The sequence below is a fragment of the Streptomyces sp. NPDC004561 genome (assembly GCF_053602155.1).
Window position 1 is genome coordinate 18,595 of the sequence record NZ_JBSGDB010000044.1, and the last position, 13,442, is coordinate 32,036.

Genomic DNA, 13,442 nt, shown 5'->3' on the forward strand with positions numbered 1-13,442 from the left:
GATTCTTCCGACCCCTTACAGCTTCATCAGGCTGGCGTCGTCGACCGAGGCCGAGTGGCGGGTACGGAACAGCGACACGATGATCGCGAGGCCCACCACGACCTCCGCGGCGGCGACGACCATCGTGAAGAAGGCGATGATCTGGCCGTCGAGGTTGCCGTGCATCCGGGAGAAGACGACGAACGCGAGGTTGCAGGCGTTCAGCATCAGTTCGATGCACATGAAGACCACGATGGCGTTGCGCCGGATCAGTACGCCGGTCGCGCCGATCGTGAACAGCAGGGCCGCGAGATAGAGGTAGTTGACCGGGTTCACTTGGACGCCTCCTCGGACCGCTTGAACGTCGCCGGTTCGACCGCCCTGCGCTCCAGGCGCTCCTCCGCGCGCTGCTCCAGTGCGCGCAGGTCGTTCAGCGCCTCCGTGGACACGTCACGGATCTGGCCGCGTTCGCGCAGCGTCTTGCTGACCGTCAGCTCGGACGGGGTGCCGTCCGGGAGCAGGCCCGCGATGTCCACGGCGTTGTGCCGGGCGTAGACGCCGGGGGCGGGCAGCGGCGGAATGTACTTGCCCTCGCGGATGCGCTGCTCGGACAGCTCGCGCTGGGTCTTGGCGCGCTCGGTGCGCTCGCGGTGGGTGAGCACCATGGCGCCGACGGCGGCCGTGATGAGCAGGGCGCCGGTGATTTCGAAGGCGAAGACGTACTTGGTGAAGATGAGGGCCGCGAGGCCCTCGACATTGCCGTGGGCGTTCGCCTGGCCGGTGCCGGCGAACTCCGTCAGGGAGGCGTTCCCGATGCCGGCGAACAGCAGGACGCCGAAGCCGACCCCGCAGAGAAGGGCCAGCCAGCGCTGGCCCTTGATGGTCTCCTTCAGCGAGTCCGCGGCCGTGACGCCGACGAGCATCACCACGAACAGGAACAGCATCATGATCGCGCCGGTGTAGACGACGATCTGCACGATTCCCAGGAAGTAGGCGCCGTTGGCGAGGTAGAACACGGCCAGGACGATCATGGTCCCGGCGAGGGAGAGCGCGCTGTGCACGGCCTTCTTCATGAAGACGGTGCACAGGGCGCCGATCACCGCGACCGTGCCGAGTACCCAGAACTGGAAGGCCTCACCGGTGGAGGTGGTGTAGGCGGCGAGCTGTGCGGTCATCGGCCGATCACCTTCCCGGAGGCCGGCTCGTCCTCGCCGAAGGTGGACGCGGCCTCCTGTGGGACCTCCCCCTTGGAGAGGGCGACCTGGCGGACCGTGCCGGGTGCGGCCTGCGTCACCAGGCCCCGGTAGTAGTCCTCCTCGGTCGTCCCCGGGAAGATCGAGTGAGGCGAGTCGACCATGCCCTCTTCGAGGCCGGCGAGCAGTTGCTCCTTGGTGTAGATGAGGTTGGCGCGGCTGGAGTCGGCCAGTTCGAACTCGTTGGTCATCGTCAGCGCGCGCGTGGGGCACGCTTCGATGCACAGGCCGCACAGGATGCAGCGGGCGTAGTTGATCTGGTAGACGCGGCCGTAGCGCTCGCCCGGCGAGTAGCGCTCCTCGTCGGTGTTGTCGGCGCCCTCCACGTAGATGGCGTCGGCGGGGCAGGCCCAGGCGCACAGCTCGCAGCCGACGCACTTCTCCAGGCCGTCCGGATGGCGGTTGAGCTGGTGCCGTCCGTGGAACCGCGGAGCCGTGGTCTTCTTCTGTTCCGGGTACTGCTCGGTCAGCCGCTTCTTGAACATGGCCTTGAAGGTCACGCCGAAGCCGGCCACGGGGTTCTGGAAACCGGGCTTGGTCTCCTTGGGCTCCTCAGCCATCGGACGCCTCCTTTCCATCCGAAGATCCGTCACTGACAGTGTCCGACCCGCCACTGACAATCAGCTCCCGCTCGCGGCGCGAGTGGCGCCTCGGCACCGGGGGCGCCTCCTGCCCGGGCAGCGGCGGCACGGGGAACCCGCCCGCCATCGGGTCGAATCCGGCCTGCTGGGCGACGGGCTGCTCGCCCGTCCTCGACTTCTCGCGGAACATGTCGGCGACGAAGGAGATCAGCAGCAGGGCGAGAAGGCCGCCGCCCACGTAGAGGGCGATGTCGGCGAAGTCGTAGTGCTCGTTGCGCAGGGCCCGCACGGTCGCGACCAGCATCAGCCAGGTCACCGAGACCGGGATGAGGACCTTCCAGCCGAGCTTCATCAGCTGGTCGTAGCGGACCCGGGGAAGGGTGCCGCGCAGCCAGATGAAGAAGAACAGCAGCAGCTGGACCTTGATGACGAACCACAGCATCGGCCACCAGCCGTGGTTCGCGCCCTCCCAGAAGGAGCTGATCGGCCAGGGGGCCCGCCAGCCGCCGAGGAACAGGGTGGTGGAGACGGCGGAGACCGTCACCATGTTCACGTACTCGGCGAGCATGAACATCGCGAACTTGATCGACGAGTACTCGGTGTTGAAGCCGCCGACCAGGTCGCCCTCGGACTCCGGCATGTCGAAGGGAGCGCGGTTGGTCTCGCCGACCATCGTGACGATGTAGAGGATGAACGAGACCGGCAGCAGGAGGATGTACCAGCGGTCGTGCTGCTGGGCGACGATCGTGGACGTCGACATCGACCCCGAGTAGAGGAACACGGAGGCGAACGCGGCGCCCATGGCGATCTCGTAGGAGATCATCTGCGCGCACGAGCGCAGACCGCCCAGGAGCGGGTAGGTGGATCCGGAACTCCAGCCCGCGAGGACGATGCCGTAGATGCCGACGGAGGCGACCGCGAGGATGTAGAGCATCGCGATCGGCAGGTCCGTCAGCTGCATCGTGGTGCGGTGACCGAAGATCGAGATCTCGTTGTCGGCCGGGCCGAAGGGGATCACCGCGATCGCCATGAAGGCCGGGATGGCCGCGACGATCGGCGCGAGGACGTAGACGACCTTGTCCGCGCGCTTGACGATGAGGTCTTCCTTGAGCATCAGCTTCACGCCGTCGGCGAGCGACTGGAGCATGCCCCAGGGGCCGTGCCGGTTGGGGCCGATGCGCAGCTGCATCCAGGCGACGACCTTGCGCTCCCAGACGATGGAGAAGAGCACGGTCACCATCAGGAAGGCGAAGCAGAAGACGGCCTTGACGACGACCAGCCACCAGGGGTCGCGGCCGAACATCGAGAGGTCTTCAACGGCGAGGTACGGGCTCATGCCTCCACCTCCTTGGGGGCCTCTTCGGCGGGTGCCGCCGGGCCGATGCGGACGAGGGAGCCGGGCAGTGCCCCGGTGTCGGAGGCGACGCCGGCGCCGGCGGAGTTCAGCGGGAGCCAGACCACCCGGTCGGGCATCTCGGTGATCTGGAGCGGGAGTTCGGTCGTACCGGTGGGGCCGGTGACGGCGAAGAGGTCGCCGTCCGCGACGCCGGCCTCTGCGGCCGTCGCCGCCGACACGCGCGCGCGTGCGGCGTGCCGGGTTCCGGCGAGCGCCTCGTCGCCCTCCTGGAGGAGGCCATGGTCGAGCAGCAGCCGGTGCCCGGCGAGCACGGCCTCGCCGACGGCCGGGCGGGGCAGCGCGCCCGCGGTCTCCATGGGCTCGGCGGCGTGCGGGCCGTCCCAGGAGCCGAGCCGGTCGATCTCCGCGCGCGTGGTGCGCACGTCGGGCAGGCCCAGGTGGACGTCCATGGCGTCGGCCAGCATCTGCAGGACGCGTGCGTCGGTCGGTGCGAGGCGGCGGGTCAGCTGGTCGGGCTTGAGCGCGGCCTCGAAGAAGCGCACCCTGCCCTCCCAGTTGAGGAAGGTGCCCGCCTTCTCGGCGACCGCGGCGACCGGCAGGACGACGTCGGCGCGTTCGGTGACCTCGCTGGGCCGCAGCTCCAGGGACACCAGGAAGCCGACGCTGTCCAGCGCGTCACGCGCGCGTGCCGGGTCGGGGAGGTCGGCGACCTCCACTCCGGCGACGACGAGCGCCGAGAGTTCACCGGCGGCGGCCGCCTCGACGATCTGGTGGGTGTCGCGTCCGTAGCGCAGCGGGAGTTCGGCGAGGCCCCAGGCGGCGGCGACCTCCTCCCGCGCGCGCGGGTCGGTCGCGGGACGGCCGCCCGGCAGCAGCGACGGCAGCGCGCCGGCCTCGACGGCGCCGCGCTCTCCGGCCCGGCGCGGGATCCACACCAGCTGGGCGCCGGTCGCGGTGGCGGCGCGCACGGCGGCGGTGAACCCGCCCGCGACCGAGGCGAGCCGCTCGCCCACGGCGATGACCGCGCCCTCGGCGCGCAGCGCCTCGGCGGCGTGCGTACCGGGCTCCTCCAGGCCGACGCCGCTCGCGAGGGCGTCCAGCCACTCCGTCTCGGTGCCGGGAGCGGCCGGCAGCAGGGTGCCGCCCGCCTTCTCCAGGCCCCGGGTGGCGTGTGTGGCCACCGCGAACACCCGCTGCTTGTGCTTGCGCCATGCCTTGCGCAGCCGCAGGAAGACGCCGGGTGCCTCCTCCTCCGACTCGAAGCAGACGAGCAGGACGGCGGGCGCCTTCTCCAGGGAGGTGTACGTGACGCCCGTACCGTCCAGGTCGCGGCCGTGGCCCGCCACGCGGGAGGCGAGGAAGTCGGATTCCTCGCCGCTGTGCACGCGCGCGCGGAAGTCGATGTCGTTGGTGTCGAGCGCCACGCGCGCGAACTTGCTGTACGCGTAGGCGTCCTCGACGGTCAGCCGTCCGCCGACGAGGACACCGGCCCGGGAGCGGGCGGCGGTCAGGCCCTGTGCGGCCGCCTGCAGCGCCTCGGGCCAGGAGGCGGGCTCCAGGACGCCGTCGGCGTTGCGGACGAGCGGGGTGTCGAGGCGGTCCTTGAGCTGCGCGTAACGGAACGCGAAGCGTCCCTTGTCGCAGATCCACTCCTCGTTGACCTCGGGGTCGTCGGCGGCGAGGCGCCGCATGACCTTGCCGCGCCGGTGGTCGGTGCGCGTGGCGCAGCCGCCGGAGCAGTGCTCGCACACCGACGGCGAGGAGATCAGGTCGAACGGGCGGGAGCGGAAACGATAGGCCGCCGAGGTGAGAGCCCCGACCGGGCAGATCTGGATGGTGTTGCCGGAGAAGTAGGACTCGAAGGGGTCGCCCTCGCCGGTGCCGACCTGCTGGAGCGCGCCCCGCTCGATCAGTTCGATCATCGGGTCGCCGGCGACCTGGTTGGAGAAGCGGGTGCAGCGGGCGCACAGCACGCAGCGCTCGCGGTCGAGCAGCACCTGGGTGGAGATCGGTACGGGCTTCTCGTAGGTGCGCTTCTTGCCGTCGAAGCGGGACTCGGCGTTGCCGTGCGACATGGCCTGGTTCTGCAGCGGGCACTCGCCGCCCTTGTCGCAGACCGGGCAGTCCAGAGGGTGGTTGATGAGCAGCAGCTCCATCACGCCGTGCTGGGCCTTCTCGGCGACCGGCGAGGTCAGCTGCGTCTTCACCACCATGCCGTCGGTGCAGGTGATGGTGCAGGACGCCATCGGCTTGCGCTGGCCCTCGACCTCGACGATGCACTGCCGGCAGGCGCCGGCCGGGTCCAGGAGGGGGTGGTCGCAGAACCGCGGGATCTCGATGCCGAGCTGCTCGGCGGCCCGGATGACCAGGGTGCCCTTGGGCACGCTGATCTCGATGCCGTCGATCGTCAGCGTGACGAGGTCTTCCGGCGGGACCGCCGCCTCTCCCCCTCCCGTGGGGGCGCTGGTGGTCACGGTCATGCGTTCACCTCCGGGCGGTCCGCCCAGGCCGTGGACTTGGCCGGGTCGAAGGGGCAGCCCCGGCCCGTGATGTGCTGCTCGTACTCCTCGCGGAAGTACTTCAGCGAGGAGAAGATCGGGGATGCGGCGCCGTCACCGAGGGCGCAGAAGGACTTGCCGTTGATGTTGTCGGCGATGTCCGCGAGCTTGTCGAGGTCGGACATGACGCCCTTGCCGGCCTCGATGTCCCGCAGCAACTGCACCAGCCAGTAGGTGCCTTCGCGGCAGGGCGTGCACTTGCCGCAGGACTCGTGGGCGTAGAACTCGGTCCAGCGGGTCACCGCCCGCACCACGCAGGTCGTCTCGTCGAAGCACTGCAGGGCCTTGGTGCCGAGCATGGAACCGGCGGCGCCGACGCCTTCGTAGTCGAGGGGGACGTCGAGGTGCTCGTCGGTGAACATCGGCGTCGAGGAGCCGCCCGGCGTCCAGAACTTCAGCCGGTGGCCGGGGCGCATCCCGCCGCTCATGTCGAGGAGCTGACGGAGGGTGATGCCGAGCGGGGCCTCGTACTGGCCGGGGCTCGCGACGTGGCCGCTGAGCGAGTAGAGCGTGAAGCCCGGGGACTTCTCGCTGCCCATCGACCTGAACCAGTCTTTCCCGTTTTTCAGGATGGCGGGAACCGACGCGATCGACTCGACGTTGTTCACGACAGTGGGACAGGCGTAGAGGCCTTCCACCGCAGGGAAGGGGGGACGGAGCCGCGGTTGACCACGGCGGCCTTCGAGCGAGTCGAGCAGTGCGGTCTCCTCACCGCAGATGTAGGCGCCGGCGCCCGCATGCACGGTGAGTTCCAGGTCGAGCCCGCTGCCCAGGATGTTCTCGCCGAGGTAGCCCGCCGCGTGGGCCTCGCGCACGGCCTCGTGCAACCGCCGCAGAACGGGGACGACTTCACCACGCAGATAGATGAAGGCATGCGACGACCTGATGGCATAGCACGCGATCACAATGCCCTCGATGAGGCTGTGCGGGTTCGCGAAGAGGAGCGGGATGTCCTTGCAGGTCCCGGGCTCCGACTCGTCGGCGTTGACAACTAGATAGTGCGGTTTTCCATCACCCTGCGGAATGAACTGCCACTTCATTCCGGTCGGGAATCCCGCGCCGCCGCGCCCGCGAAGTCCGGAGTCCTTGACGTACGCGATCAGGTCGTCCGGTGACATGGCGAGCGCCTTGCGGAGCCCCTCGTACCCCTCGTGCCTCCGGTAGACGTCCAGGGTCCAGGACCGGTCCTCGTCCCAGAAGGCCGACAGCACGGGTGCGAGCAGCTTCTCGGGGCTCGAGTCCTTGAGTTCGGGTGCCACGGTCATCACTCCCCCTCCTCGGCGGTAGGCCCTGCCGGGTGGGCCGGGTCGGAGGCCGATGTCTGATGCGGCGCGTCATGAGAACTGAGGTGCTCGGCCGGCGACGGCTCGTGCACCCGGTCCTGCGGTTCGTCATGCGGACCGCCGTCGCGCGGATGGACCACGCGCGCGGGTGCGGCCTCTCCCCTTGCCAGGCGAAGGCCCACCAGCGACGCGGGTCCCGCACTGCCGCCCTCCTCGACGGCCCCGGGCCGCTCGTCGGGGAAGCCGGCCAGAATCCGCGCGGTCTCCTTGAACGTGCACAGCCGCGCCCCGCGCGTGGGCTGTACGGGCTGTCCCGCCCGGAGGTCGTCGACCAGGCGCTTGGCGCTGCCGGGCGTCTGGTTGTCGAAGAACTCCCAGTTGACCATCACGACCGGCGCGAAGTCGCAGGCCGCGTTGCACTCGATGTGCTCCAGGGTGACCTTGCCGTCGTCGGTGGTCTCGCCGTTGCCGACGCCCAGGTGCTCCTGGAGGGTCTCGAAGATGGCGTCGCCGCCCATCACCGCGCACAGCGTGTTGGTGCACACGCCCACCTGGTAGTCACCGGAGGCCTTGCGCCGGTACATGGTGTAGAAGGTGGCGACCGCGGTGACCTCGGCCGTGGTCAGGCCGAGCATGTCCGCGCAGAACCGCATCCCGGTGCGCGTGACGTGACCCTCCTCCGACTGCACGAGGTGGAGCAGCGGCAGCAGGGCGGACCGGGAGTCCGGGTAGCGCGCGATCAGCTCGCGCGCGTCCGTCTCCAGCCGGGCCCGGACGTCGTCCGGATACGCGGGAGCGGGCAGTTCGGGCATGCCCAGGCTGACGCCCCGCTCCGAAGAAGAGGTGGTCACCGGTCGACGCCTCCCATCACGGGGTCGATGGACGCGACGGCGACGATCACGTCGGCGACCTGGCCGCCTTCGCACATCGCCGCCATGGCCTGCAGGTTGGTGAAGGACGGGTCGCGGAAGTGGACCCGGTAGGGGCGGGTGCCGCCGTCGGAGACGACGTGCACGCCGAGTTCGCCCTTGGGTGACTCGACGGCCGCGTACGCCTGTCCCGGCGGGACGCGGAAGCCCTCGGTGACCAGCTTGAAGTGGTGGATCAGGGCCTCCATGGAGGTGCCCATGATCTTCTTGATGTGGTCGAGGGAGTTGCCGAGCCCGTCGGGTCCCAGGGCGAGCTGGGCGGGCCAGGCGATCTTCTTGTCGGCGACCATGACCGGTCCGGGCTGGAGCCGGTCCAGGCACTGCTCGACGATCCTGAGCGACTGGCGCATCTCCTCCAGGCGGACCAGGAAGCGGCCGTAGGCGTCACAGCTGTCGGCGGTGGGGACGTCGAAGTCGTACGTCTCGTAGTCGCAGTACGGCTGTGTCTTGCGCAGGTCGTGCGGCAGGCCGGTGGAGCGCAGGATCGGGCCGGTCGCGCCGAGGGCCATGCAGCCGGCCAGGTCGAGGTAGCCGACGTCCTGCATGCGGGCCTTGAAGATGGGGTTCCCGGTGGCGAGCTTGTCGTACTCCGGAAGGTTCTTCTTCATCTTCTTCACGAACTCGCGGATCTGGTCCACCGCGCCGGGCGGCAGGTCCTGGGCGAGTCCGCCGGGGCGGATGTACGCGTGGTTCATCCGCAGGCCCGTGATGAGCTCGTAGATGTCGAGAATCATTTCACGATCACGGAATCCGTAGATCATGATCGTGGTGGCGCCCAGCTCCATGCCGCCGGTGGCGATGCACACCAGGTGGGAGGACATCCGGTTCAGCTCCATCAGGAGCACTCGGATGATCTTGGCGCGCTCGGTGAGCTGCTCCTCGATACCGAGGAGCTTCTCGACGGCGAGGCAGTAGGCGGTCTCGTTGAAGAAGGACGTCAGGTAGTCCATGCGCGTGACGAAGGTGGTGCCCTGCGTCCACGTGCGGAACTCGAGGTTCTTCTCGATGCCGGTGTGCAGATAGCCGATGCCGCAGCGGGCCTCGGTGACCGTCTCGCCCTCGATCTCCAGGATCAGGCGGAGCACCCCGTGGGTGGAGGGGTGCTGGGGACCCATGTTGACGACGATGCGCTCGTCGTCGGCGCGGGCCGCGGACTGGACGACCTCGTCCCAGTCGCCACCGGTGACCGTGTACACGGTGCCCTCGGTGGTCTCGCGCGCCGATGCGGCCGACGCGGCGGATGCTGGCTGCGTGCTCACGAGTACGACCTCCGCTGGTCCGGAGCCGGGATCTGGGCGCCCTTGTACTCGACGGGGATGCCGCCGAGGGGGTAGTCCTTGCGCTGCGGGTGGCCCTGCCAGTCGTCCGGCATCATGATCCGCGTCAGGGCCGGGTGACCGTCGAAGACGATCCCGAAGAAGTCGTAGGTCTCGCGCTCGTGCCAGTCGTTGGTCGGATACACGGAGACCAGGGACGGGATGCGCCGGTCGCTGTCGGGGGCGCTGACTTCGAGGCGGATCAGCCGGTTGTGGGTGATCGAGCGCAGGTGGTAGACGGCGTGCAGCTCGCGGCCCTTGTCGTGCGGGTAGTGGACGCCGCTGACGCCGGTGCACAGCTCGAAGCGCAGGGCCGGGTCGTCGCGCAGGGTGCGGGCGACGCGGAGCAGGTGCTCGCGCTCGATGTGGAAGGTGAGCTCGTCGCGGTCGACGACCGTCTTCTCGATGGCGTTCTCGGGGAGGAGCCCCTGCTCGTCCAGGGCTCCCTCCAGCTCGTCGGCGACCTCGTCGAACCAGCCGCCGTAGGGGCGGCTCGCCGGTCCCGGGAGCCGGACCGAGCGGACCAGGCCGCCGTACCCGGAGGTGTCGCCGCCGTTGTTGGCGCCGAACATGCCGCGCTGGACGCGGATCTCCTCGCCGCCCTGGCCGCGCTGGCCGGGGAGGTTGGATGCGGCGAGGTCCTTCTCGGGGTTCACCCCGTTCGCGGACCCGTTGACACCGTGGGTGCCGTTCGCGTCGCTCACCGCAGCAGCCCCTTCATCTCGATGGTGGGCAGGGCCTTGAGCGCCGCCTCCTCCGCCTCGCGGGCCGCTTCCTCCGCGTTCACGCCGAGCTTGGAGGACTGGATCTTCTGGTGGAGCTTGAGGATCGCGTCCATCAGCATCTCGGGACGGGGCGGGCAGCCGGGGAGGTAGATGTCGACCGGGACGATGTGGTCGACGCCCTGGACGATCGCGTAGTTGTTGAACATGCCGCCCGAGGAGGCGCAGACGCCCATGGAGATCACCCACTTGGGGTTGGGCATCTGGTCGTAGACCTGCCTGAGGACCGGCGCCATCTTCTGGCTGACCCGGCCGGCGACGATCATCAGGTCCGCCTGGCGCGGCGAGCCGCGGAAGACCTCCATACCGAAGCGGGCCAGGTCGTACCGGCCTGCGCCGGTGGTCATCATCTCGATGGCGCAGCAGGCGAGGCCGAAGGTGGCCGGAAAGACGGACGCCTTGCGCACCCAGCCCGCGGCCTGCTCGACGGTGGTCAGCAGGAAGCCGCTCGGCAGCTTTTCTTCGAGTCCCATGTCGTTAAAGGCCCCTCAGTCCCATTCCAGGCCGCCGCGCCGCCATACGTACGCGTACGCGACGAAGACGGTGAGCACGAAGAGCAGCATCTCCACGAGCCCGAAGATCCCCAGGGCGTCGAAGGTGACGGCCCAGGGGTAGAGGAAGACGATCTCGATGTCGAAGACGATGAAGAGCATCGCCGTCAGGTAGTACTTGATGGGGAAGCGCCCGCCGCCGGCCGGCGTGGGGGTCGGCTCGATGCCGCACTCGTAGGCCTCGAGCTTCGCGCGGTTGTACCGCTTCGGACCGATCAGCGTGGCCATGACCACGGAGAAGATCGCAAAGCCTGCCCCGAGGGCTCCCAGTACGAGGATGGGCGCATACGCGTTCACCGCTCCTCGCTCCTCTCAGTCGGCGCTGACTGCTGGCGGTTGCACTGGGCTCACACCCGCCTCACCGGTCCCACGAACCCCGTTCGTCCCGGGCGAAGATCGAGAACATGTGAAGCAGGTCACAAGCCCAACTGCCTCGCATCTTATGCCCGCCACTCTGTGATCTGCGACACGGGGTATTCCACAAGCTTTGTGATCTCCACCACCTGACGAAGGATCATGAAGTCGGATGATGAGTGATCTTCATACGCGAAGCGTTCAGTTGATCACCAGAAGTGACATCTTTACTCGTCATCGCAGGCCGGAGGGGTCGTCTCCATATCAAGAGGGTTCCGCTGCATGCAAATTGGCATTGGCCGCGGGGGCCTGATAGTGGCTCGCGTTCACACATCAGAGGGAGACCCGGGGCGCGGTGTGGACGGAGTGAAGGCGCGTGCACGCGTTCACGAGCTCCACACGCGCGGGACGCCACCCTTCCAGTGACCGTTCCGTGACCTCCGCCACATTCATGAGAGGCCCCTAAGAGCCGGGCTTGGCCAATGAAGCCAACCAGTGGTAGGCGCGGGGCAATTCGGACTTAATGATCAAAGACCGTGATCAAGGGCTTGATCACGGGCGTCCGCAATGTCCGTTACGGCGTCAATAAAGAGTGACGCGCCGAGGTTTTGGGGTCTCGATTGAGCAACTGTGGCGCAGCACACGTTTCTTGAAGATATGAAGGAGCCCCTGGTACCGGTTATTCCCATGTCCCACACCGCTCACATACGCAGCCACCGGAAGCCCCGCCGCAGCGCGTCGTCCCTCGCGATGCGGGCCGGAGTTGCCGGTGGCGTCCTCAGCACCCTGGCAGTCGCCGGGGCGTCTGGTTCGGCCAACGCCGCCGAACCGGTGACGCAGACCCTCGAACTGCCCACCCTGACGGCCGACCTGGCCGCTCAGGCGGCCCAGTCCGCGGACGCCACCCAGCAGGCCGCCGCGAACTACCAGCTGCAGGCCGAGCGTGATGCGGCCGCCGCGAATGCCGCGAAGCAGGCCAAGTCGGACCTCGCCGACGCCAAGCAGAAGGCGGCGGACGCCAAGAAGCAGGCCGAGGAGGCCGCCCGCAAGGAGGCCGCCGCGCGCGCCTCCCGCAGCACGGCGCGGACGACGCTCGCCGCCACGGCGAGCACCAGCACGCCCTCCACGAGCACGTCCACGGCCACCGGTTCGGCCGCGGCCGTCGTCAGCTTCGTGAAGGCGCAGATCGGCAAGGCGTACGTCTCCGGCGCCACCGGTCCCTCCGCCTACGACTGCTCCGGCCTGGTGCAGACGGCCTTCAAGCAGGTGGGCATCAGCCTGCCGCGCGTCTCCCAGGACCAGTCGACGGCCGGCACCCAGGTCTCGCTGAGCAACCTGCAGCCGGGCGACATCCTGTACTGGGGCAGCGCGGGCAGCGCGTACCACGTGGCGGTGTACGTGGGCGACGGTATGTTCGTCGGGGCGCAGAACCCCTCCAGCGGCGTCGGCGAGCACCCGCTGTCGTACGACCCGCCGACCGGGGCCGTGCGGGTGCTCTGAGCGCACCCCGCACCTCTTCACGCGCGTAGGGCCGCAGCCGCTCGGGGGCAGCGGCCCTTGCGTCGTTCCCGGCGCGGTCTCCCCCGGCGTCCCACGTGGCTCTCCCGGCCCGCGGCGCGACTTCCCCGGCGGGTCCGGCGTCCGTCCTGACATGCTCGTGGGCGGGCCGCAGGCCTGCGGTCCGTCCGCGGACGAAGGAGACAGCGCGATGCCACGCGTGTTCGTGCAGGGAAGCCCCGTCGAGCGGTACCCCCGGTACGCCCCCGAGGCCGGGCGCGGAGCGGTGCGCCGGATCACCGAGGTCGGCGAGGAGGTGCTGCACAAGCCGTGCCGGGACGTCACGGAGTTCGGGCCCGACCTCGCCGCCCTCGTGGACGACATGTTCCGCACCATGTACGTCGCCGACGGGGCGGGACTCGCGGCGAATCAGGTCGGGGTCGATCTGCGCCTGTTCGTGTACGACTGCCCCGATGACGGCGGAAACCGGCATGTCGGACACATTGTCAATCCCGTGCTGGAGACGCCCCTGAGCGGCCGGCGGCTGCTGGACGAGGGCGAGGGGTGCCTGTCGGTGCCGGGCGCCGTCATGGCCGTACCGCGGCCGGACCGGGCCCTCGTACGCGGGCGGGACAAGGACGGCAACGCCCTTGCCGTCGAGGGCACGGGGTACTTCGCGCGGTGCCTCGCCCATGAGACCGACCACACCCATGGGCACATCTACCTGGATCGGCTCTCCAAGCGGGAGAAAAAGGACGCGCTGAGGCAGATGGCGGACCGGCGGGACGAGGTGTACGCCCGCCGGGCCGCCAAGGCAACCGCCCTCAGCGTCTAGTCACGCCTTCGGGGCCACCCTGCTCAGGCCGTTGATGATGCGGTCCATGGCGTCGCCGCCCGTCGGGTCGGTGAGGTTGGCCAGCAGCTTCAGGGTGAACTTCATCAGCATCGGGTGGGTCAGGCCGCGCTGGGCGGCGATCTGCATGACCTTGGGGTTGCCGATGA

General features: G+C 69.1%; 13 protein-coding genes and 1 pseudogene. 2 read left to right on the plus strand and 12 right to left on the minus strand.

The features are described 5' to 3' along the window. Positions 1-15: 15 nt before the first annotated feature. Genes nuoK through ACWEN3_RS08940 form a run of 11 tightly spaced genes read right to left on the minus strand, consistent with a single transcriptional unit; the run spans position 16 to position 10,886 of the window. The gene (nuoK, locus tag ACWEN3_RS08890; RefSeq protein WP_073901863.1) at positions 16-315 is read right to left on the minus strand and encodes an NADH-quinone oxidoreductase subunit NuoK; all 300 of its coding nucleotides are present in this window, start codon (positions 313-315) and stop codon (positions 16-18) included. Continuing rightward, positions 312-1,154 carry an NADH-quinone oxidoreductase subunit J gene (locus ACWEN3_RS08895; protein WP_452967510.1) on the minus strand — a complete coding sequence of 281 codons (843 nt, stop codon included), beginning with the start codon at positions 1,152-1,154 and terminating at the stop codon, positions 312-314. The genes nuoK and ACWEN3_RS08895 overlap by 4 nt, the downstream gene beginning before the upstream one ends. After that, positions 1,151-1,792, minus strand: a complete 642-nt coding sequence (gene nuoI / locus ACWEN3_RS08900; protein ID WP_452967513.1) for an NADH-quinone oxidoreductase subunit NuoI — start codon at positions 1,790-1,792, stop codon at positions 1,151-1,153. The genes ACWEN3_RS08895 and nuoI overlap by 4 nt, the downstream gene beginning before the upstream one ends. Next, positions 1,785-3,149 (minus strand): NADH-quinone oxidoreductase subunit NuoH, encoded by a 1,365-nt coding sequence (nuoH, locus tag ACWEN3_RS08905; RefSeq protein WP_452967516.1) that lies wholly within the window; start codon positions 3,147-3,149, stop codon positions 1,785-1,787. The genes nuoI and nuoH overlap by 8 nt, the downstream gene beginning before the upstream one ends. Further along, complete coding sequence (locus tag ACWEN3_RS08910) at positions 3,146-5,650, minus strand: NADH-quinone oxidoreductase subunit G (protein WP_452967519.1); 2,505 nt, start codon at positions 5,648-5,650, stop codon at positions 3,146-3,148. Before ACWEN3_RS08910 ends, nuoH begins: the two co-directional genes overlap by 4 nt. Further along, positions 5,647-6,996 (minus strand): NADH-quinone oxidoreductase subunit NuoF, encoded by a 1,350-nt coding sequence (nuoF, locus tag ACWEN3_RS08915; protein WP_452967522.1) that lies wholly within the window; start codon positions 6,994-6,996, stop codon positions 5,647-5,649. Before nuoF ends, ACWEN3_RS08910 begins: the two co-directional genes overlap by 4 nt. Then, positions 6,993-7,862: an NADH-quinone oxidoreductase subunit NuoE gene (nuoE, locus tag ACWEN3_RS08920; protein ID WP_452967524.1), complete on the minus strand. Its 870-nt coding sequence runs from the start codon at positions 7,860-7,862 to the stop codon at positions 6,993-6,995. Before nuoE ends, nuoF begins: the two co-directional genes overlap by 4 nt. Then, positions 7,859-9,199: an NADH-quinone oxidoreductase subunit D gene (locus tag ACWEN3_RS08925; protein WP_452967527.1), complete on the minus strand. Its 1,341-nt coding sequence runs from the start codon at positions 9,197-9,199 to the stop codon at positions 7,859-7,861. The genes nuoE and ACWEN3_RS08925 overlap by 4 nt, the downstream gene beginning before the upstream one ends. Further along, positions 9,196-9,960 (minus strand): NADH-quinone oxidoreductase subunit C, encoded by a 765-nt coding sequence (locus ACWEN3_RS08930; RefSeq protein WP_452967529.1) that lies wholly within the window; start codon positions 9,958-9,960, stop codon positions 9,196-9,198. The genes ACWEN3_RS08925 and ACWEN3_RS08930 overlap by 4 nt, the downstream gene beginning before the upstream one ends. After that, entirely contained in the window at positions 9,957-10,511 is a 555-nt protein-coding gene (locus ACWEN3_RS08935; RefSeq protein WP_007383964.1) for a NuoB/complex I 20 kDa subunit family protein, read from the minus strand. Before ACWEN3_RS08935 ends, ACWEN3_RS08930 begins: the two co-directional genes overlap by 4 nt. A 15-nt stretch (positions 10,512-10,526) precedes the next feature. Next, positions 10,527-10,886 carry an NADH-quinone oxidoreductase subunit A gene (locus ACWEN3_RS08940; RefSeq protein WP_003992243.1) on the minus strand — a complete coding sequence of 120 codons (360 nt, stop codon included), beginning with the start codon at positions 10,884-10,886 and terminating at the stop codon, positions 10,527-10,529. 744 nt (positions 10,887-11,630) lie between these two features. Between ACWEN3_RS08940 and ACWEN3_RS08945 the strand changes: the two genes are divergently transcribed. Together ACWEN3_RS08945 and def are read left to right on the plus strand one after the other, a co-directional pair. Then, positions 11,631-12,443 carry a C40 family peptidase gene (locus ACWEN3_RS08945; protein WP_452967533.1) on the plus strand — a complete coding sequence of 271 codons (813 nt, stop codon included), beginning with the start codon at positions 11,631-11,633 and terminating at the stop codon, positions 12,441-12,443. A 208-nt stretch (positions 12,444-12,651) separates the two neighbouring features. Continuing rightward, positions 12,652-13,275, plus strand: coding sequence for a peptide deformylase (def, locus tag ACWEN3_RS08950; RefSeq protein ID WP_452967535.1), 624 nt, complete (start codon positions 12,652-12,654; stop codon positions 13,273-13,275). Here the strand turns inward: def and ACWEN3_RS08955 are convergent. Next, positions 13,276-13,442: pseudogene (locus tag ACWEN3_RS08955) on the minus strand (FAD-dependent oxidoreductase); the annotation flags it as partial.